Raw genomic sequence first — 18,653 nt, forward strand, 5'->3', positions numbered from 1 at the left:
AGCCCGCCCATGCGTCTGATCTCTTTCCTTGCGGCCCTGGTCCTGTCGGTGACGACGGCCCAGGCCTTCGAGACCAAGGCCACCCATGCCTGGGTCTATGACATGACGACCAACACGGTCCTCCTGGACAAGGGCGGCTCGGACTCCGTGCCCCCCGCCTCGATGTCGAAACTGATGACCATCGAGATGCTCTTCGAGGCGCTGAAAGAGGGCCGGGTCCAGATGGACACGACCTTTGGCGTCTCGGCCAAGGCGATGAGCTTCACCGCCATGGGCGGCTCGACCATGTATCTGCAGGAAACCGACCGCCCCACGGTCGAAGAGCTGATCCGCGGCATGGTGGTCAATTCCGGCAACGACGCCTGCACCGTGGTGGCCGAGGGGCTGGAGGGCTCCGAGGAGGAATTCGCCCGCAAGATGACCGAGCGCGCCAAGACCCTGGGGCTGGAGCAATCGACCTTCGCCAATTCCTCGGGCTGGCCTGACCCCTATCAGCGCATGTCGATGAAGGACCTGGGTCTTCTGGCCGTGCATCTGATCACGGCCTATCCGGAGTATTACCCCTATTTCGCCGAGACCGAATACAACTACAAGGACCGCGCCCCGGCCAATGCCAACAACCGCAACCCGATCCTGGGGGTGGTGTCCGGCGCCGATGGGCTGAAGACCGGCCATACGCAAGAGGCGGGCTTCGGCCTCGTGGGCTCGGTCAAGCAGGGGGATCGGCGGATCGTCTTCGTCTTCAACGGGCTGGCCACCGACAAGGAACGCGCCGAGGAGGCCGAGCGGATCGCCAACTGGGCCTTTCGCCAATTCGCCCTGAAGACCGTGGTCAAGGCCGGGGTTCAGGTGGCCGAGGCCGATGTCTTCCTCGGCGCCGCGCCCAAGGTGGGGCTCGCGACCGAGGGCGACGTCAGGCTCCTGATCCCGGCCGGCACCGGCAAGGAGGTCCAGGCCGAGGTGATCTATACCGGCCCGCTGGAGGCCCCGATCGCCAAGGGCGCCAAGGTCGCCAAGCTGGTGATCCGCCGCCCGGAACTGCCCGACCAGGTCGTCGACCTGGTGACCACGGCCGAGGTGGCCCCTGCGGGCTTCGTCGACCGGATGTTCGTGGCCCTGACGCAGCTGCGCAGCCAATACGGCATCTGATGGGGCGGTTCATCTCCTTCGAAGGCATTGACGGGTCTGGCAAATCCACCCAGGCCCGTCTTCTGGCCGAAGCCCTGCGCGCGCGGGGCGAGGAGGTGGTCCTGACCCGCGAGCCCGGAGGCTCTCCGGGTGCCGAGGAAATCCGCCGCCTGGTGCTGGAGGGCGACCCCGACCGCTGGTCTGCCGAGACCGAGATCCTGCTCTTTACCGCCGCCCGCCGTGACCACCTGGAAAAGACCATCCGTCCGGCTCTGGCCCGGGGGGCGACCGTGATCACCGACCGTTTCGCGGATTCCACCCGGATGTACCAGGGCATCTCTCGTGGGGACCTGTCCGCCACGGTGGATCAGCTTCACGCCCTGATGATCGGGGTCGAGCCCGACCTGACCTTCCTGATCGACCTGCCCGCCGAGGTCGGCCTTTCCCGCGCCCAGACCCGCGCGGGCGTCGAGATGCGCTTCGAAGAGATGGGCCTCACCATGCAAGAGCGGATGCGCGCGGGCTTCCTCGCCCTGGCCCAGGCCCCCCGTTTCCGCGTCATCGACGGCACCGGCTCGCAGGCCGAGATCGCCGCCGAAATCCTGTCGCATCTATGACCGAGCCCCTCGAGCCCGACCGCCTGGAAGGCGCCCCCCACCCGCGCGAGACCCATGTGCTTCTGGGCCATGAAAAGGCCGAGGCCCTGTTTCTGGATGCTTTCAACTCGGGCCGGATGCACCATGCCTGGCTGATCACGGGCCCCAAGGGCGTGGGCAAGGCGACCCTGGCCTGGCGGATCGCGCGGTTCCTGCTGGCGACGCCGGAGGATGAGGGCATGTTCGCGCCCCCGCCGCCGCGCAGCCTGGATATCCCCGAGGATCACCCCGTCTCCCACCGGCTCCTGGCCCTGTCGGAGCCTCGGCTCTTCCTCCTCCGCCGCCCCTGGGACGACAAGGGCGAGAAGCTCCGCGCCGAGATCACGGTGGACGAGACCCGGGCCCTCAGGAACTTCCTCGGCCTCTCTGCCGCCGATGGCGGCCGCCGCGTGGTGATCATCGACGCGGCCGATGACCTGAATCGCAACGCCGCCAATGCGATCCTGAAGCTCCTGGAGGAGCCTCCGCCGAAGGTCACCTTCCTTCTGGTCACCCATCAGCCCGCAGGCCTTCTGCCCACGATCCGCTCGCGCACCCGCGACCTGCGGCTCATGGCGCTTTCGGCCCCGAACCTCGCCCGGGCGATGGAGGCGGCGGGGGCCGGCGTCATCGACCCCGCCCCCCTGGCCGAACTGGCAGGAGGCTCTGTCGGTGAGGCCTTCCGCCTGACCCATCTGAACGGGCTCGCGCTTTACGCGGCCCTCGTCCGGCTGATCGAGACCCTGCCCCGCCTCGACCGCAGCCTCGCCCGCCAGTTGGCCGACCAGGCCGCCGACCGCAAGCGGCCCGAGGCCTTCGACCTGACCGTGACCCTCATCGACCTCTTCCTCGCCCGCCTCGCCCGGGCGGGCACGACCCGCGAGATCCCCCCCGAGGCCGCCCCCGGCGAGGCCGCCCTGATCGAGCGCCTCGCCCAGGATCCGGGCATGGCGCGCGATTGGGCCGACTTGGCGCAACATTTGGGCCTGCGCGCGCGCGCGGCACGGGCGGTGAACCTTGACCCTTCCGCGCTCATCCTAGATATGTTCCTGCGCATGGAAGAAACGGCGGCCCTGATCTCGCAGCGGTGACGCCCACAGGTGACAAATGCCGTCCTTTGAACTCGTCGACAGCCATTGCCACCTGGATTTCCCCGATTTCGAGGGCCAGGTGCCCGAGATCATCGCCCGCGCCCGCGAGGCCGGGGTCACGCGCATGGTCACGATCTGCACCAGGCTGAAGCACGAGCCCCGGGTCCGCGCCCTGGCCGAGGCCCATGACGGCGTCTTCTACACCGCAGGCACCCATCCGATGTCGGCCGCCGAAGAGCCCCTGACCTCGGTCGAGGAGCTGGTGGCGCTGTCAGCCCATCCTAAATTCGTGGGCTTCGGGGAGTCGGGGCTGGATTACCACTACACGGCCGAAAGCGCCGAGGTGCAAAAGACCTCGCTGCGCATCCATATCGAGGCCGCGCAGGAAACCCAGCTGCCCCTGGTGATCCATGCCCGCGCCGCCGACGAGGATATGGAGGCGATCCTGGCCGAGGGGATGGCGGTGAAACCCTATCCTTGCGTGATGCATTGCTTCTCCTCGGGCCGCAGGCTCGCCGAGGCCGCGCTGGAGATGGGCTTTTACCTCTCCATGTCGGGCATCGCGACCTTCCCGAAATCCCAGGAGCTGCGCGATATCTTCGCCGATGCGCCGCTGAACCGCATCCTCCTCGAGACCGACAGCCCCTACCTGGCCCCGATCCCCCATCGCGGCAAAAGGAACGAGCCCGCCTATACCGCCTTCACCGCCCGCAAGGGCGCCGAGGTCTTCGGCGTGACCGAGGCCGAGTTCGCGGCCGCCACCACAGCCAATTTCGACCGGCTCTTCACGAAGGCAGCAAGATGAGCCTGCGTTTTACCATCCTGGGCTGTGGCTCCTCGGGCGGCGTGCCGCGCCTCGGCGGGGATTGGGGCGATTGCGACCCGACCAACCCCAAGAACCGCCGCCGCCGCTGTTCCATGCTGGTGGAGCAGACCGGGCCAAAGGGCGTGACGCGGGTGCTGATCGACACCTCGCCGGACATGCGCGAACAGCTTCTGTCGGCAGGCGTCGGCACTCTGGACGGCGTGGTCTATACCCATTCCCATGCCGACCACACCCATGGCATCGACGACCTGCGCCAGATCGTCTTCAACCTGCGCGACCGCCTGCCCGTCTGGGCCGATGGCCCGACCGAAGAGGCCCTGATCGCCCGCTTCGGCTATGCTTTCGTCCAGCCCAAGAACTCGCCCTATCCGCCGATCCTGACGCTGAACACGATCGACGGGCCCTTCGAGGTGCCTGGCGCGGGCGGTCCCATCCGCTTCACCCCTTTCACCGCCGATCACGGCGCGATGGAGGCCCTGGGCTTCGTGGTGGGCGGCCTCGCCTATCTGCCCGATGCGGTCGCCATCCCCGAGGAGAGCTGGCCGCATCTGATGGGGCTGAAGTGCTGGGTCGTCGATGCCCTGCGCCGCAAGCCCCATCCGACCCATGCGCATCTTGCCATGACGCTGGACTGGATCGCCCGCGCGCGCCCTGAGCGGTCGGTCATCACCAACATGCACCTGGACATGGATTACGCGACCCTGGTGGAGGAGCTGCCCCCGGGCGTCGAACCTGCCTTCGACGGCCAGGTCATCACCCTCTGATGGGCCTTCTCCTCGACGTCATCTTGCCGGTCTTCGTCGTCTTGGGCGCGGGCTATGCCCTGGCCCGGGCCGGGCGCTTTACCGATCCGGCCATCGACGCGCTGATGTGGTTTGCGCAAGGGCTTGCCGTGCCCTGCCTCCTGTTCCGCCAGGCGGTGCATATGGACCTGAAGGCCGACTTCGGCCTGGGCCTTCTGGCCAGCTTCTACGCCGGGGCCTTTTTGTGCTTTTTCCTGGCCTTCTTCGCGACCTGGAAGCTGTTCCGCCGCCCCCTGGACGAATGTGTTGCGGTGGGCTTTGCCGCGATGTTCTCGAACACCCTGCTTCTGGGCCTGCCCATCACCGAGCGCGCCTATGGGACCGGTGCCCTGACCGGCAATTACGCCATCATCGCCATGCATTCGCCGATGTTCTACGCCTTTGGCATCACCTTCATGGAGCTGGTGCGGCACAAGGGCCAGGGCCTCTCGCCCCGCGTTCTGGGGATCAAGGTCGCCCGCGCCATCGGCAAGCAACCGCTGGTCGTGGGCCTGGCGCTTGGCTTTGCGGTGAACCTGTCGGGCCTGCCCCTGCCCGGAGCCCTGGATGCGGGCGCCGAGATGCTGGGCAAGGCGGGCCTGCCCACCGCCCTGTTTGGTCTGGGCGGGGTTCTGTGGCGCTACAAGCCCGAGGGAGACAAGGGCGTCATCGCGCTGATCGTGGGCCTGGCGCTGGTGGTGCATCCGGCGGTGACCTGGGGCATGGGCCAGCTTCTGACGCTGGACATCGGCGCGATGCGCTCCTCGGTGGTGACGGCCGCCATGCCGCCCGGCGCCAATGCCTATCTCTTTGCCCATATGTACGGGATCGGCCGCCGCTCGGCCGCTTCGGCGGTGCTGTGGGGCACGGGGCTGGCGCTGTTGTCCGTGTGGTTCTGGCTGTCGGTCTTGCCGTAACCAGGGGGGGTCCGGGGGCTGCCGCCCCCGGCCCCCCGCTTCAAGGGGGCCACGGCCCCCTTGAAAATCCCCGTGGATATTTCGGCCAAATTGAAAGCCAAAGGGCGCCCTGGATCGGGCGCCCTTTCATATTTGCTGAAATATCCCCGCCGGAGGCTCTTCCTTACCGCGCGCCCCTGGCGTGGAAGATGAAGCCCAGGAAGTTCAACAGCACTTGCGCGGCCAGGATCTGGGTCGATTGGCTGGGGTCATAGTCGGGGGCGACCTCCACCAGGTCGATGCCCACGACGTCATGGGTCTTGGCCACCTGTTGCAGGAGTTCCAGAACCTCGTAGTAGAGGAACCCGCCGTGGCTGGGCGTGCCGGTGCCCGGGGCGATCGAGGGACAGAAGCCGTCGATGTCGAGCGTCACATAGACCCTTGCGCCTGCCGGAATGCGGGCGGCGACGGCCTCGGGGCCCAAGGCGCGGAACTGGCGGACAGAGAGGATATCCGACCCCATGGCGCGGGCAGCGTCATAGCCGTCCTTTGCGGTGGAGGAGACATTGCGGATGCCCACTTGCGTCAGCCCCGTCACCCAGGGCTTCTCTGCCGCGCGCCGCATGGGGGAGCCGTGGCCGACCCTCACCCCGTGACGCTCATCGACGAAATCGAGATGGGCGTCGATTTGCAGGATATGGATGGGGCCCTGGCCCTCAAAAGCCTCGATGCAGGGGATGTTGACGCTGTGGTCTCCGCCGATCACCACCGGAAGCGCGCCTGCGGCCAGGATCGCCTGAACCCCGGCCCGGATATTGGCGTGGCTTTTCGCCGTATCGGTATGGACGATATCGGCATCGCCGATATCGACGATCCGCACAGATTTCGGCAGATAGGTCGCGTCCTCCTCGTGGTCATAGGCCCCGGCATGGCCGAAGGAGAACAGCGTCGAGGCCTCGCGCACCGACCTTGGCCCGAAACGGGCCCCGGCGCGGAACTGGGTGCCAAAGTCAAAGGGCGCGCCCAGGACCGCGACATCGGCGTCGATGGCGCTCCAGTCGCCGACGTAAGGGCGCTTGCCAAAGGTCGCGATGCCGACGAAGGGCAGGTTCAGGCGGCCAGCCTCGTAGTCGTTCATTGTGGCGTCACTCCGCGCAGGCGTTCGGACCGGCGGCGCAGAAGCTCGACCGTGGCCAGGAGCGCGATGGAGACGATGACCAGGATCGTGGCAATCGCGAGGATCGCCGGAGAGATCGCCTCGCGGATGCCGTTCCACATCTGGCGCGGGATGGTCTGCTGGTCGGGGCCTGCGATGAAGAGCACGGCCACGACCTCGTCGAAGGAGGTGACGAAGGCGAAGAGACCGCCCGAGATCACGCCGGGCAGGATCAGCGGCATGATGATCTTGAAGAAGGTCGTCCGGGGACTTGCGCCCAAGCTCGCCGAGGCGCGGATGAGGCTCTGGTCAAAGCCCGAGAGCGTCGCCGTCACCGTGATGATGACGAAGGGGATGCCAAGCGTCGCATGGGCCATGATGATGCCCAGGTGGGTGTTCGCAAGGCAGCCCTTGGCCGAGAGGAAGGGCGAGAAGGCATCGGCCAGGATATTGCCCTGCGGCAGGCAGGTCGAGGAATAGGCGAAGAAGAGCCCCGTCGCGATGATGATGATCGGCACGATCATCGGCGACAGAAGGATCGCGGTGATGAGCCTCCGGTAAGGCATCTCGGGCCGCGAGAGGCCAAGGGCCGCCGTGGTCCCCAGGACGGTGGCGAGGATCGTGGCCCAGAACCCGACCCAGAGCGAGTTCTTCGCGGCCTTGATCCAGGTCGCCTCCGCCCAGACCTGCGCCCACCATGAGCCATCGCGCACCGCATCCTCGGGCGCGTTCACGCCAAAGGTCAGAAGCGTGTCATACCAGCGCCAGGAATAGCCCGCGGGGTCCAGGGCCAGCATCTTCTCGGTAAAGCTGAAATAGGGCTCGACGTTGAAGGACAGGGGAATGACGATCAGGATCGGCGCGATCAGGAAGACGAAGACCAGGGCGCAGATCACGCGGAAGGCGTAATACCAGACGCGCTCCAAAGGCGAGGCATAGACGGGAAGGGCCATGGTTTCACCCGAGTTTCAGGCGGTCGATGCCGATGAGACGGTCATAGAGCCAGTAGAGGATAAGGACGAGGACAAGGAGCATCGCGGCCAGCGCGGCAGCCTGGCTCCAGTTCGCCTTGGCCATGTGGAAGGAGATCAGGTTCGAGATCAGCGTGCCATCCGCCCCGCCGACCAGGGCCGGGGTGATGTAATAGCCCACCGCGAGGATAAAGACCAAGAGCGAGCCGGCCGCGATCCCCGGCAGGGTCTGGGGCAGATAGATGCGGCGGAAAGTGGTCCAGGAGGTCGCCCCCAGGCTCCGCGCGGCGCGGGCGTAAGACGGCGGGATGACCCGCATGACCGAGTAAAGCGGCAGGACCATGAAGGGCAGAAGCACATGGGTCATGACCAGGATCGTGCCGTATTTGTTGTACATCATCTGGATGCGGTTGTCGTCGGCCACGATCCCGATGCCCACCAGGATGTCATTGACGATGCCGCTCTCCTGCCCCAGCGCGATCCAGCTCGAGGTCCGCACCAGAAGCGAGGTCCAGAAGGGCAAAAGCACCAGGATCATCAGAAGGTTCGACTTGCGCATCGGCAGGATGGCCAAAAGATGGGCAATCGGAAAGGCCAGGAGCAGGCAAAGCCCGGTGATCAGCGCCGAAAGGCCAAAGGTCTTGACGAAAAGCTGCAGATGGATGCGCATCTCGGGCTCTGCGCGCTGCAAGCCGTCGTCGGTCGAGCGGCGCAGGTCCATCGAGACCATGTAGAAGTCGGTGGTCCATGGGCTCGCGGCATGGCGGAAGGTCACCCAGAGAAGCGGGTCCTCCCATTTCTTGTCCAGCGCCACCAGGGCCGCCTTGTAGGGCGGCTGAAGCTTGGCAGCCTCACGCGCGGCCTCTTTGAAAATGCTGATCGTGCCCGGATAGGTGTAATTGATCCGTGTCCCCGCAGCCCCCGCCGTCTTGGCCTTTTGCATGGCGGCCAGGTCGCTGACCAGCGCGGCATAGGCGGTCTCATCGATCTCGGATCCCTGGGGATGTTCCTCCAGCCAGGCGACCGTCGCGGGCGCATTGGCCGAGAAACCGTCGTGATAGAAGGACCGCTGCAGCATCTGCAGGATGGGCAGGACGAAGGTCAGAAGCACGAAGGCCAGAAGCGGCAGGACCAGAAGGAAGGCGCGGCGCTTGGCGCGGGCCTGGGCCTTGGCCAAAGCGGCTTTCAGCGGGCGACCATCGGCCGTCTGCAAAGGGGCCTGTGAGACATCGGCCATGGGGATCTCCGGGGGAAAACGCGGACCCGAGGGTCAAAAAGGGGCCGCCCGCGCGGGGCGGCCCCAGGGTCTTAGTTCGCGGCCAGCCAGGCGTTGAAGCGGTCGTTCAGTTCCGCGTCATGGTCGACCCAGAACTGGAAGTCCGAACCCAGCGCATTGGCCATGTTGGCCGGGGCGGTGGGCATATGCGGGCCCATCTCGGTCTTGCCGTCCTGGAAGATCAGCGGCTCTTTCAGCGACGAATGGCGCGACGGACCATAGGAGATGTGCTGCGCCTGCTGACGCAGACCCTTGGTCGAGGTCGCATAGGCGATGAACTGCATCGCCTGGTCCTTGTTCGGCGCGCCTTTCGGAACGACATACATTTCGTTCTCGTAGATCTGCGCATCCCAGACGATCTGGAAGGGCTTGCCCTCGGCGATGGCGGCGTTGAAGATCCGGCCGTTGTAGGCCGAGGTCATGGCGACTTCGCCGTCAGCCAGAAGTTGGGGCGCCTGGGAACCCGCTTCCCACCAGACGACGTCCTTCTTGATCGTGTCGAGCTTGGCGAAGGCGCGGTCCACGCCCTCGGGGGTGCCCAGGACGGTGTAGACGTCAGCCGGGGCGACGCCATCGGCCATCAGCGCGAATTCCAGGACCGCCTTGGCGCCCTTGTGCAGGCCGCGCTTGCCCGGGAACTTGGCCAGGTCGAAGAAATCGGCAGCCGTCTTCGGGCCTTCGGGGAACTTGGTGGTGTCATAGGCGAAGACCGTGGCCCAGACGTCGGTCGAGACGCCGCAATCGGTCACGGCACCGGCGATGAAGTCTTCCGCCGCCGGGGTGCCATCGTCGCCCGGGGGCAGCGCGGCCATGTCGATCGTCTCGAGCACGCCTTCGTCGCAGAGGCGGATCGCGTCGGCATATTCGACCGAGGCCACGTCCACGGTGACGTTGCCCGCTTCGACCATGGCCTTGATCGGGGTGGCGGGGTTGTCGCTGTCCACCATGACGGTGCCGATGCCGGTTTCAGCCGTGAAGGGCTTCAGGTGGCCCTCGGTCTGCGCGGCGCCGTAAGCGCCACCCCAGGACATCACCGTCACGTCAGCCTGTGCCGCGAAGGCAAAGGTCGAAAGCGCGGTGGTCAGGATGAGAAGTTTCTTCATTCTGGTCTCCTTGTTGAATTTATAAGTTCCGGGTTGACCCCGGTTTGGTCCCAAGGCTGGGCTTATGGGTCAAGCGCCCGTGCATCCTGCGGATGCCAGCCCACCTTGATCTTCTCCCCCGGGCGCAGCATGCGCTGGCCTTGGGTATTCCTGGACTTGATGACGAAGTCTTCCGAGCCCGCGACGCGCAGACGGGTGCGGAACATGTCGCCCATGTAGATGAACTCCAGCACCTCGGCGTCGATGGAATGGGCACCGGCGGGGAAGAGCTCGGGCTTGTATTCCACCCGCTCGGGGCGGATCGAGACCAGCGTCTTCTGGCCCTTTTGCGTCACGTTGACCGGGGTGGCGTCGATCACCTCTCCGGTGGCCAGACGCACGGTGCAGGTGCCTTGGCCGATCTCTTCGACCGTGCCTTGCAGCTTGTTGTTCTCGCCGATGAAGCCCGCGACGAAGGAATTCTCGGGGCGTTCGTAGAGGTCGGAGGGCGGGGCCAGCTGCTGGATGCGGCCATCGTTGAAGACCGCGACGCGGTCGGACATGGTCAGGGCCTCGCCCTGGTCATGGGTCACATAGACGACGGTGATGCCAAGAGATTCGTGCAGGTGCTTGATTTCGAACTGCATATGTTCGCGCAGCTGCTTGTCCAGCGCGCCCAGCGGCTCGTCCATCAGGACAAGCTTGGGATCAAACACCAGCGCCCGGGCCAAGGCGATGCGCTGCTGCTGGCCGCCCGAAAGCTGCGCCGGGCGGCGGTTGGCGAAGGCGCCCATCTGCACCATGTCGAGCGCGCGCTTGATCTTGGCCTCGCGCTCGGACTTGCCCATGCCGCGCACTTCCAGCGGGAAGGAGAGGTTCTCCCCCACCGTCATATGCGGGAAAAGCGCATAGTTCTGGAAGACCATGCCGATGCCGCGCTTGTGCGGCGGCACGAGGTTGATGTTGACCCCGTCCAGCTTGATCTCGCCATGGGTTGCGGTCTCGAAGCCCGCCAGCATCATCAGAGTGGTGGTCTTGCCCGAGCCAGAGGGCCCGAGCATGGTCAGAAACTCTCCCTTGCCGATGGCCAGGTTCAGATCCTTCACGACCAGCGACACGCCGTCGTAACTTTTCTGGACATGCTCGAAAGCGACGAACGCCTCGTTCGGGCTGGTCATAGGTTTTACGTCTCCCCGGTCGGGCCTGTTTTCGGTCCCGTTGATTGCGACTTAAGCCGATGGAGGCTTGCTGTGCAATTCACTTCTGATGCGGTCAAGGATGCGCCATGCAAAAGCGCGGAAAAGGGGTTTTTGCGCCGCATTCAGGCGAGAAACGCCGTCTTTTTCACCACGGGTTACAAGGATTTTCCTGCCAAGGGCGAAAATTGCCGCGCCAATCGCCAAGCCGAGGCCAAGGGGCGATTCTGTCCTGGGGCTGTTTGCGCAAACAGGCTTTTCGGGAATCTCCGCTTTTTCGTGCAAAAGCGCCCAGGGCCCTGGGCCAAACGAAACGGGCGCAGCTTGCGCTGCGCCCTGTTCAAGATCCAAGCTGGATTGGTGCGGATGAAAAGACTCGAACTTTCACTCCGGTTAAGGAACAGCGACCTCAACGCTGCGCGTCTACCAATTCCGCCACATCCGCATCGATCCGGCTTGGATGGGGGCTTCATAGCGAAGGCTTTCCCGGATGAAAAGGGGCTTTTTCACCCTTTTTTCAGCGCCCCGCTTTGCCTATCTTCGCCCCATGGTTCAGATCACCCATCTTCCCGGCCTTGCCCCCTATACGGACACCCTTCGCGAGATGGAGGCAAGGGCCGAGGCCATCGCGCGCGGCGAGGCAGAGGAAGCGCTGTGGTTCCTCGAACATCCCCCGCTTTACACCGCCGGCACCTCGGCCAAGCCCGCAGACCTGGTCGATCCCGAGCGATTACCGGTCTTCCCGGCCGGGCGCGGCGGTCAGTACACCTATCACGGGCCCGGCCAGCGGGTGGTCTATGTCATGCTGGACCTTGGGCGACGCGGCCGCGACGTGCGCCAATTCGTCTGCGCGCTGGAGGCCTGGGTGATCGGCACGCTGGCGCAGTTCAACATCAAGGCCGAGCGGCGGCAGGGCCGTGTCGGGGTCTGGGTCGTGCGGCCCGACCGTCCGGGCCTGGGGGGCCAGCCCGCCGAGGACAAGATCGCCGCCATCGGCATCCGCCTGCGCCGCTGGGTCTCGTTCCACGGGATCTCCATCAACGTCGAGCCCGACCTGGACCATTTCTCGGGCATCGTGCCCTGTGGCATCAGCGACCACGGGGTCACGAGCCTGGTCGATCTGGGCCTTCCGGTGACCATGGCCGACCTCGACGCCGCGCTTCTGGCCGAGTTCCCCAAGCATTTCGGCCCGGATGCGACAAAATCGACCTGCGGGCTTTGACCTGTTGTTAACCGTTGTTCGGGCAAGGATGCGCGGGTAAGTTGCGGCTGGACCGCGCTTTGTCACGACTCATGTCGTCATCCTATACCGTCAGGGACCTGCCATGTCGAAATTCACCCCCTTTGCCCTTTCCCTTGCGCTTGGCGCGCTTCTCGCCGCCCCGGCCTTTGCCGGTGACGCCAAGGCCGGCGAGGATGTCTTCAAGAAGTGCAAGAGCTGCCACGCGATCACTGCCCCCGATGGCACCGAGGTCGTCAAGGGCGGCAAGGTCGGCCCGAACCTCTACGGCGTCGTCGGGCGCCAGATCGGCACGGCCGAGGGCTTCAAATATGGCGAGGGCACGATTGCCGCCGGCGCCGATGGCACCAAGTGGGACGAGGCGATGATCGCGGCCTATGTCGTCGACCCGACCAAGTGGATCGAGGAAAAGACCGGCGATGACAAGCTGAAGTCGAAGATGACTTTCAAGCTGGCCAAGGGCGGCGAGGATGTGGCGGCCTACCTGGCCTCGGTCGCGCCCGCGCAGTAAGCGCCGCTGAAATTGCGAAGGCCGGGCAATGACTTGCCCGGCCTTTTTCATGCGAAGCCTTCAGATCAGGAAATCGGCGACCGTCACCTGGGCGGCATCGGTCAGCCCCGCCAGCTTGATGACCATGTCAGGCGCCAGGGTGCCCGTCGCATTGACCTCGATCCAGACGGCGCCATCATGGGCCACGGCGCGGACCTGCCTCAGCCCCGTGAAGGCGCCTTGGCCAATGTAGCTGCCGGAAGCCCAGTCCAGGCCCGAAAGGTTGATCACATCGCCTCCCCCCGCCGCATGGAGCTGGAAGTCGGAGATCGTGTCCCAGGTCGAAGGCCCTGATTGCCCGGTCGCGACATAAGCGAAATGGTCCGCCCCCGCCCCGCCGCTCAGCCAGTCCATCCCCGAGCCGCCGATGATCGTGTCATCCCCGGCCCTGCCCTCGATCGTATCGCGCCCCGAGCCGCCATCCAGCCAGTCGTTGCCCGTGCCCGTCCGGATCGAATCGGCATCCGTCGCCACGCCCTCGGGCTGGCTGATGATATAGGTCACCGTGCTGTAGTCCGTCGCCCAGAGCTTGTCCGAGACCTTGCCGCCGAGGATCACCACCTCCTCGAAGTTCACGAAGATGCCGGAACCGCCGGTCAGGATCCGGCCATACTGGACATCCGCATAGGAATTCATGCCGCTGAAGTCCAGGATCATCCGGTCGAAGCCTTCGCCCCCGTTGAAGACTTCGGACTGGACCTGCTGCGCCGTGCGGATCAGGCGCAACGTGTCATCCCCCGCCCCCAGCGAGACCCGGCTGCCGAAGCCGGTCAGGATGATCTCGTCGACCTCGGAGGCGCCGGTGAAATAAAGCGCCTCGGCCCGCAGCGTCAGCTTTTCGAAGCCATCGGCGCGGTAGCTTTGGCCGTCCATGTCCAGGATGAAGCCATTGGGCAGCTTGGTGACGGTGACCGGATGCAGCGCGGGTTCCGCGAAGCGGCCCTTGACCAAAAGGTCCAGCGTGTCGAAGCCCGTGCCGCCATGCAGCTCGGGCAGCGGACCAGGCGCCAGGAGGTCGAGGTCCACCAGCACGACATCATTGCCGCTGCCGCACAGGATCGTGTCCTGGCCTTGGGTCGCGTCGAAGAGGTCATCCCCTCCGCCGCCCCAAAGCACGTCATTGCCCAGGCCCCCGATGATCGTGTCATCGCCATTGCCGGCCTTGATCGTGTCATTGCCCGCGCCCCCGTCGATCAGGTCGGCGCCTTGCAGGTTCAGGGCGGTCAGGGGGAAAAGGTCGTCCCCGGCGGTCAGGATGGTTTTCATCATTTGCTCTCAGAACAGGAAATCAATGGCGGTGATCAGGCTGGCGTCGGTCAGGCCCGCCAGCTTGATGACCATTTCGGCGCCAGAGGTGCCGATTGTGTTGACCTCGATCCAGACCGCGCCGTCATGGGCGCTGGCGCGGACCTGGTTCGCGGCGGTGAAGGCGCCAGTGCCGATGAAGGACAGGACGGGGCGCATTGTGTGGAAGTCCAGGCGGTCCTGGCCCTGGGTGAAGTCGGTGATCGTGTCAAAGGCGGTGGCGGTCGAGTGGTTGACCGCGTCAAAGACGAAGACGTCCAGGCCCTGCCCCCCGGTCAGAAGGTCCGCCCCCTGCCCGCCCCGGATCGAATCGTTGCCGATGAAGCCGTCGACCGTATCATTCCCCGCCCCCGCGCCCAGGAAGTCGTTGTTCCGGGCGCCCTTGATCCAGTCGTTGTCGGTTGCGATGTTGCTTTGCTGAAAGCTGGCAACCCCGCCGAAATAGTTCGAGAAGTCAAGGTGATCGCCCAGGCGCGAGCCGGTGATGGTCAGTTGCTCGAAGCCTTTCAGCTGACCCGTCCGGCCCGGGCCCCAGGTGAAGGACAGGTCCATCGCCGTCGAGGTCAGGGTGATCCCCTGCTTGTCCGCCGAAAACAGCCCGTCCAGCGTGACCTTGTCAAAGCCTTGCCCGCCATCGACGAAGATGGGCCCGGTGGCCGGATCGGTGAAATCATAGGCCAAGAGCAGATCGGCCACGTCGTTTCCGCCCGCAAGGTTCGCCGTCACCGACTGGCCCCAGAAGGTCACCTTGTCGCTTTCGGCGCCCAGGGTCAGTCGGTCGCCGCTGCCCGCGCCGAGCTCCAGGACCTCGAAACCTTTTGCCAAGAAGTCCTTGCCGCCGTAGGTGACCGTCAACCCATCCGTGCCCCGCACGACGCGCAGCTCGGTCACGATACGGCCGATGGCCAGCACATCCGTCCCCGCGCCGCCGTCCAGGAAGAAGGTCCAGGGACTGTCCGGTCGGAAGCTGGTTCCCGGCATCTCGACCCGGTCGTCGCCCGCGCCGCCATAGATCGTGTCATCCTCGGTCCCCGGGAGGCGGAACAGATCGCCGCCCGCCCCGCCATAGAGCAGGTCCGCGCCATCGAAGCCGTCCAGCGTGTCGGCCCCGTCGCCGCCGTAAAGCGTATCCTCGCGGTAGCCGCCACGGAGGCTGTCCGCCCCGTCGCCCCCGTCGATCAGGTAAAGGGCATCATGCGACGCATAACCCTGGTAAAGGAACAGCACATCCGCCGCCGAGGTCCCGTGCAGGATCACCTTTTCGATGCCGATGATCGTGGCCTTGGCCCCGTCCAGGTCCCAGAAGCCGCTCACGAGCTTCACCTGGCTGACCGTCAGCTCCAGCGTGTCGAAGCCGTCGCCACGGGTCTCCTCGCCGTTGACGTGGAAATCGCAGCCCGAGACGGTGAACCAGTTCCGGCCATTGCCGCCGAACAGCTCGGCCAGGCCGCGCTGGCCGGTGGGCGAAAGCACCCCCGTCACCGTGATCCGGTCGTCGCCGTCATCGCCGAAGACCCGGCCCGAGACCACGCCCGCGCCCAGGAAGGCGACCGTGTCGGACAGGACATCGTCCCCCTGCCCGCCCCGCACCGTGTCCAGCCCAAGCCCGCCCGCGATCGTGTCGCGCCCGCCCAGGCCCAGGATGCTGTCCGAGCCCGCATTGCCCCCCGCGCCAGGGTAAAGGTCGCTGCCCGCCGTCAAAGTCACCGTCGCCATGAAATTCCCCAAACCCTTGCGCCCAGACCCCGGGCCAAATCCCTGGCCCGACTTGGCCTTGTTTTTGCCACAAAGTCAAAGACGGACAGCCGCTTTCCCGTTTCCGCCTTGGAAACAAACCTGTGAAGCCTGCCGCCGCCCCCTTGCGATCGCTGGGGCAAATCCTCATATTTTCAAGCCTTCCGCCCCGCTTTGATCCTTGCCCAAAGCCCCGTCCCGCACTAGAACGCCTCTATGCGGCGCGGGGAGGGACTCTGCTCCGGCACGGAAACGAGAACGCCCGGAAAGGGCATAACGGGAGACGCCAATGGCGGACGCAGCCATCCATGGCCACGACCATGAGCAGAAAGGGTTCTTCACCCGCTGGTTCATGTCGACGAACCACAAGGACATCGGGATCCTCTATCTCTTCACCGGCGGTTTCGTCGGCCTGATCTCGGTCATCTTCACCGTCTACATGCGGATGGAGCTGAAAGACCCAGGCGTGCAATACATGTGCGCCGAGGGCATGCGCTTCCTCGCGAATGGTGAATGCACGCCCGATGGCCACCTGTGGAACACGATCATCACGGGCCATGGCGTCCTGATGATGTTCTTCGTCGTCATTCCCGCGCTTTTCGGCGGTTTCGGCAACTATTTCATGCCCTTGCACATCGGTGCCCCGGACATGGCCTTCCCGCGCATGAACAATCTGAGCTACTGGCTCTATGTCGCGGGCGCCTCGCTGGGCATCCTGTCGGTCTTCGCCCCGGGTGGCGAAGGTGGCACGGGCTCGGGCGTGGGCTGGGTGCTTTACCCGCCCTTGTCGTCGCGCGAAGACGGCTATGCGATGGACCTGGCGATCTTCGCCGTCCACCTGTCGGGCGCCTCGTCGATCCTGGGCTCGATCAACATCATCACCACCTTCCTGAACATGCGCGCGCCGGGCATGACCATGCACAAGGTGCCGCTGTTTGCCTGGTCGATCTTCGTGACCGGCTGGCTGGTGCTTCTGTCGCTGCCGGTCCTGGCGGGCGCGATCACCATGCTGCTGACCGACCGCAACTTCGGGACGACCTTCTTCGACCCGGCCGGCGGCGGTGACCCGATCCTCTACCAGCACATCCTGTGGTTCTTCGGCCATCCGGAAGTCTATATCATCGTCATCCCCGCCTTCGGCATCATCAGCCATGTCATCTCGACCTTCGCCAAGAAGCCGATCTTCGGCTACCTGCCGATGGTCTATGCCATGGTCGCCATCGGGGTCCTGGGCTTCGTCGTCTGGGCGCACCACATGTATACCGTGGGCATGTCCCTGACCCAGCAGAGCTACTTCATGCTGGCCACCATGGTCATCGCGGTGCCCACCGGCGTGAAGATCTTCTCCTGGATCGCCACGATGTGGGGCGGCTCGATCGAGTTCAAGACGCCGATGCTCTGGGCCTTCGGCTTCCTCTTCCTCTTCACCGTCGGTGGGGTGACCGGGATCATGCTGAGCCAGGCCCCCGTGGACCGGCTCTATCACGACACCTATTACGTCATCGCGCACTTCCACTACGTGATGTCATTGGGCGCCGTCTTCGGCATCTTCGCGGGCATCTATTACTGGATCGGCAAGATGTCGGGCCGTCAATATCCGGAATGGGCAGGCAAGCTGCACTTCTGGGCCATGTTCATCGGCGCCAACCTGACCTTCTTCCCGCAGCACTTCCTGGGCCGCCAGGGCATGCCGCGCCGCTATATCGACTACCCCGAAGCCTATGCCTACTGGAACGAGATCTCGACCTGGGGCGCTTTCCTCTCCTTCGCCTCCTTCGTCTTCTTCATCGGCGTGGTCTTCTACACGCTGGTCTGGGGCAAGAAGGTGACCGAGAAGGCCTATTGGGGCGAATATGCCGATACGCTGGAATGGACCCTGCCCAACCCGCCGCCCGAACACACCTTCGAGCAGCTGCCCAAGCAGAAGGACTGGGATCACTCCCACGCCCACTGAGACTGGGATGGATGCGCGACACCAAGGCCCCGGGGAGACCCGGGGCCTTTCCCTTTCGCAGCCCTGCCCGCCTGCCGCGCCTTCCCAAGGCCATGGATTTCCGCAACGCCGCCTGGCCCGGATGCAGACCAGCCCCCCGCAAAGCCGGTTGGGCCGAAGGCCCAGAGGCGAGGAAAAAATCTTGCGTGGCTTGCCACGCGCCTTTGGATCAGGGCTTTCCGCCAGCGCCGCCGGTTCTATACTTGCCCCATGCCCTACCGCTGGACCGATCCCGAGACATTGACCCTCTGGCCTCATCGCTCGCTGGGGCCCAGGGGCTTTGCCTGGACCATGGGCCTTCTCAGCACCGGGCTCTCGCTTCCCATGGCGACCCAGCTCGGCCACAAGACCCTCTGGGTCATCCTGGCCTTCGTCGCGGGCACGGTCTCGGCGCTCTGGGCGGCCATCCGCCGCAACCAGTCCGACCGGGCGATCCGCGAGACCCTGATCCTCAGCCGCGACAGCGTCACCCTGACCCGGCAATCCCGCCGCCTGCAAAGCTGGGAGGCCAATCCGCACTGGGTCCGCCTGACGCTTTACGAGACGGGCGGACCGGTGCCGCTTTACCTGACCCTGTCGGGCAATGGCCGCGAGGTCGAGATCGGCGCCTTCCTCACACCCGAGGAACGCCGCGACCTCGGGGCAGACTTGGCCCGCCGACTGGCCGCCCTGCGCTGAACCCGGCCAGCCTCGCCCCGCCGACTGCACCACGGAGACTGGGCCCGAGGTTCCCGAGCCCGGCAAGGCTTGCCGCACTGGCCGCCCTTGCCCGGGGCGAGCCCCCCACCGAAG

18 protein-coding genes and 1 tRNA gene are annotated in these 18,653 nt (G+C 65.4%); 10 read left to right on the top strand and 9 right to left on the bottom strand.

Features of this window, described 5'->3' with window-relative positions; translation table 11 throughout:
• The first annotated feature begins 9 nt into the window (after positions 1-9).
• From GV832_RS00885 to GV832_RS00910, 6 genes are read left to right on the top strand one after another with little or no spacing between them, the layout of a single operon-like run.
• Complete coding sequence (locus tag GV832_RS00885) at positions 10-1,149, top strand: D-alanyl-D-alanine carboxypeptidase family protein (protein ID WP_168772923.1); 1,140 nt, start codon at positions 10-12, stop codon at positions 1,147-1,149.
• On the top strand, positions 1,149-1,745 hold the full coding sequence (gene tmk, locus GV832_RS00890) for a dTMP kinase (RefSeq protein ID WP_168772924.1): 597 nt from the start codon (positions 1,149-1,151) through the stop codon (positions 1,743-1,745). The genes GV832_RS00885 and tmk overlap by 1 nt, the downstream gene beginning before the upstream one ends.
• Positions 1,742-2,854, top strand: coding sequence for a DNA polymerase III subunit delta' (locus GV832_RS00895; protein ID WP_168772925.1), 1,113 nt, complete (start codon positions 1,742-1,744; stop codon positions 2,852-2,854). The genes tmk and GV832_RS00895 overlap by 4 nt, the downstream gene beginning before the upstream one ends.
• A 16-nt stretch (positions 2,855-2,870) precedes the next feature.
• On the top strand, positions 2,871-3,659 hold the full coding sequence (locus GV832_RS00900; RefSeq protein ID WP_168772926.1) for a TatD family hydrolase: 789 nt from the start codon (positions 2,871-2,873) through the stop codon (positions 3,657-3,659).
• Positions 3,656-4,444 (top strand): MBL fold metallo-hydrolase, encoded by a 789-nt coding sequence (locus GV832_RS00905; protein ID WP_168772927.1) that lies wholly within the window; start codon positions 3,656-3,658, stop codon positions 4,442-4,444. The genes GV832_RS00900 and GV832_RS00905 overlap by 4 nt, the downstream gene beginning before the upstream one ends.
• Positions 4,444-5,379 carry an AEC family transporter gene (locus GV832_RS00910; protein WP_168772928.1) on the top strand — a complete coding sequence of 312 codons (936 nt, stop codon included), beginning with the start codon at positions 4,444-4,446 and terminating at the stop codon, positions 5,377-5,379. Before GV832_RS00905 ends, GV832_RS00910 begins: the two co-directional genes overlap by 1 nt.
• Positions 5,380-5,542: 163 nt before the next feature.
• Here GV832_RS00910 and speB read toward each other — a convergent pair whose 3' ends face one another.
• The 7 genes from speB to GV832_RS00945 form a co-directional block, all read right to left on the bottom strand.
• Complete coding sequence (gene speB / locus GV832_RS00915; protein ID WP_168772929.1) at positions 5,543-6,496, bottom strand: agmatinase; 954 nt, start codon at positions 6,494-6,496, stop codon at positions 5,543-5,545.
• Positions 6,493-7,467, bottom strand: a complete 975-nt coding sequence (locus GV832_RS00920; protein WP_168772930.1) for an ABC transporter permease — start codon at positions 7,465-7,467, stop codon at positions 6,493-6,495. The genes speB and GV832_RS00920 overlap by 4 nt, the downstream gene beginning before the upstream one ends.
• A 4-nt stretch (positions 7,468-7,471) precedes the next feature.
• The gene (locus tag GV832_RS00925; RefSeq protein ID WP_168772931.1) at positions 7,472-8,722 is read right to left on the bottom strand and encodes an ABC transporter permease; all 1,251 of its coding nucleotides are present in this window, start codon (positions 8,720-8,722) and stop codon (positions 7,472-7,474) included.
• A gap of 71 nt (positions 8,723-8,793) precedes the next feature.
• A complete protein-coding gene (locus tag GV832_RS00930; RefSeq protein WP_168772932.1) occupies positions 8,794-9,864 on the bottom strand; it encodes an ABC transporter substrate-binding protein in 1,071 nt (356 codons plus the stop codon).
• A gap of 62 nt (positions 9,865-9,926) precedes the next feature.
• A complete protein-coding gene (locus tag GV832_RS00935; RefSeq protein WP_168772933.1) occupies positions 9,927-11,021 on the bottom strand; it encodes an ABC transporter ATP-binding protein in 1,095 nt (364 codons plus the stop codon).
• Between the two features lie 51 nt (positions 11,022-11,072).
• A complete protein-coding gene (locus GV832_RS00940; RefSeq protein ID WP_168772934.1) occupies positions 11,073-11,390 on the bottom strand; it encodes a hypothetical protein in 318 nt (105 codons plus the stop codon).
• Positions 11,391-11,397: 7 nt separating this feature from the next.
• A tRNA-Leu gene (locus GV832_RS00945) sits at positions 11,398-11,484 on the bottom strand.
• Between the two features lie 102 nt (positions 11,485-11,586).
• Here GV832_RS00945 and lipB point away from each other — a divergent pair.
• Positions 11,587-12,261, top strand: a complete 675-nt coding sequence (gene lipB, locus GV832_RS00950) for a lipoyl(octanoyl) transferase LipB (RefSeq protein ID WP_227754163.1) — start codon at positions 11,587-11,589, stop codon at positions 12,259-12,261.
• A gap of 103 nt (positions 12,262-12,364) precedes the next feature.
• Positions 12,365-12,790: a c-type cytochrome gene (locus GV832_RS00955; RefSeq protein ID WP_168772936.1), complete on the top strand. Its 426-nt coding sequence runs from the start codon at positions 12,365-12,367 to the stop codon at positions 12,788-12,790.
• A 60-nt stretch (positions 12,791-12,850) separates the two neighbouring features.
• Here the strand turns inward: GV832_RS00955 and GV832_RS00960 are convergent, their stop codons facing one another.
• Positions 12,851-14,098 (bottom strand): calcium-binding protein, encoded by a 1,248-nt coding sequence (locus GV832_RS00960; RefSeq protein WP_168772937.1) that lies wholly within the window; start codon positions 14,096-14,098, stop codon positions 12,851-12,853.
• Between the two features lie 6 nt (positions 14,099-14,104).
• Positions 14,105-15,850 carry a calcium-binding protein gene (locus tag GV832_RS22265; RefSeq protein ID WP_168772938.1) on the bottom strand — a complete coding sequence of 582 codons (1,746 nt, stop codon included), beginning with the start codon at positions 15,848-15,850 and terminating at the stop codon, positions 14,105-14,107.
• A gap of 307 nt (positions 15,851-16,157) precedes the next feature.
• Here GV832_RS22265 and GV832_RS00970 point away from each other — a divergent pair, with 307 nt between their 5' ends.
• Both GV832_RS00970 and GV832_RS00975 read left to right on the top strand, forming a co-directional pair.
• Positions 16,158-17,822, top strand: coding sequence for a cytochrome c oxidase subunit I (locus tag GV832_RS00970; RefSeq protein WP_168772939.1), 1,665 nt, complete (start codon positions 16,158-16,160; stop codon positions 17,820-17,822).
• Positions 17,823-18,071: 249 nt separating this feature from the next.
• A complete protein-coding gene (locus tag GV832_RS00975) occupies positions 18,072-18,539 on the top strand; it encodes a DUF2244 domain-containing protein (RefSeq protein WP_168772940.1) in 468 nt (155 codons plus the stop codon).
• Positions 18,540-18,653: the final 114 nt, after the last annotated feature.

This window comes from Stagnihabitans tardus, from assembly GCF_009925085.1.
Taxonomy (GTDB): domain Bacteria; phylum Pseudomonadota; class Alphaproteobacteria; order Rhodobacterales; family Rhodobacteraceae; genus Stagnihabitans; species Stagnihabitans tardus.

Bases quoted from the DNA above. Each gene is read 5' to 3' on its own strand.
- GV832_RS00955 (WP_168772936.1), top strand. From the start codon at position 12,365: ATGTCGAAATTCACCCCCTTTGCCCTTTCCCTTGCGCTTGGCGCGCTT.
- GV832_RS00920 (WP_168772930.1), bottom strand. From the start codon at position 7,467: ATGGCCCTTCCCGTCTATGCCTCGCCTTTGGAGCGCGTCTGGTATTAC.
- speB (WP_168772929.1), bottom strand. From the start codon at position 6,496: ATGAACGACTACGAGGCTGGCCGCCTGAACCTGCCCTTCGTCGGCATC.
- GV832_RS22265 (WP_168772938.1), bottom strand. From the start codon at position 15,850: ATGGCGACGGTGACTTTGACGGCGGGCAGCGACCTTTACCCTGGCGCG.
- GV832_RS00895 (WP_168772925.1), top strand. From the start codon at position 1,742: ATGACCGAGCCCCTCGAGCCCGACCGCCTGGAAGGCGCCCCCCACCCG.
- lipB (WP_227754163.1), top strand. From the start codon at position 11,587: ATGGTTCAGATCACCCATCTTCCCGGCCTTGCCCCCTATACGGACACC.
- GV832_RS00960 (WP_168772937.1), bottom strand. From the start codon at position 14,098: ATGATGAAAACCATCCTGACCGCCGGGGACGACCTTTTCCCCCTGACC.
- GV832_RS00970 (WP_168772939.1), top strand. From the start codon at position 16,158: ATGGCGGACGCAGCCATCCATGGCCACGACCATGAGCAGAAAGGGTTC.
- GV832_RS00935 (WP_168772933.1), bottom strand. From the start codon at position 11,021: ATGACCAGCCCGAACGAGGCGTTCGTCGCTTTCGAGCATGTCCAGAAA.
- GV832_RS00885 (WP_168772923.1), top strand. From the start codon at position 10: ATGCGTCTGATCTCTTTCCTTGCGGCCCTGGTCCTGTCGGTGACGACG.
- GV832_RS00975 (WP_168772940.1), top strand. From the start codon at position 18,072: ATGCCCTACCGCTGGACCGATCCCGAGACATTGACCCTCTGGCCTCAT.
- GV832_RS00930 (WP_168772932.1), bottom strand. From the start codon at position 9,864: ATGAAGAAACTTCTCATCCTGACCACCGCGCTTTCGACCTTTGCCTTC.
- GV832_RS00905 (WP_168772927.1), top strand. From the start codon at position 3,656: ATGAGCCTGCGTTTTACCATCCTGGGCTGTGGCTCCTCGGGCGGCGTG.
- GV832_RS00900 (WP_168772926.1), top strand. From the start codon at position 2,871: ATGCCGTCCTTTGAACTCGTCGACAGCCATTGCCACCTGGATTTCCCC.
- GV832_RS00925 (WP_168772931.1), bottom strand. From the start codon at position 8,722: ATGGCCGATGTCTCACAGGCCCCTTTGCAGACGGCCGATGGTCGCCCG.
- GV832_RS00910 (WP_168772928.1), top strand. From the start codon at position 4,444: ATGGGCCTTCTCCTCGACGTCATCTTGCCGGTCTTCGTCGTCTTGGGC.
- tmk (WP_168772924.1), top strand. From the start codon at position 1,149: ATGGGGCGGTTCATCTCCTTCGAAGGCATTGACGGGTCTGGCAAATCC.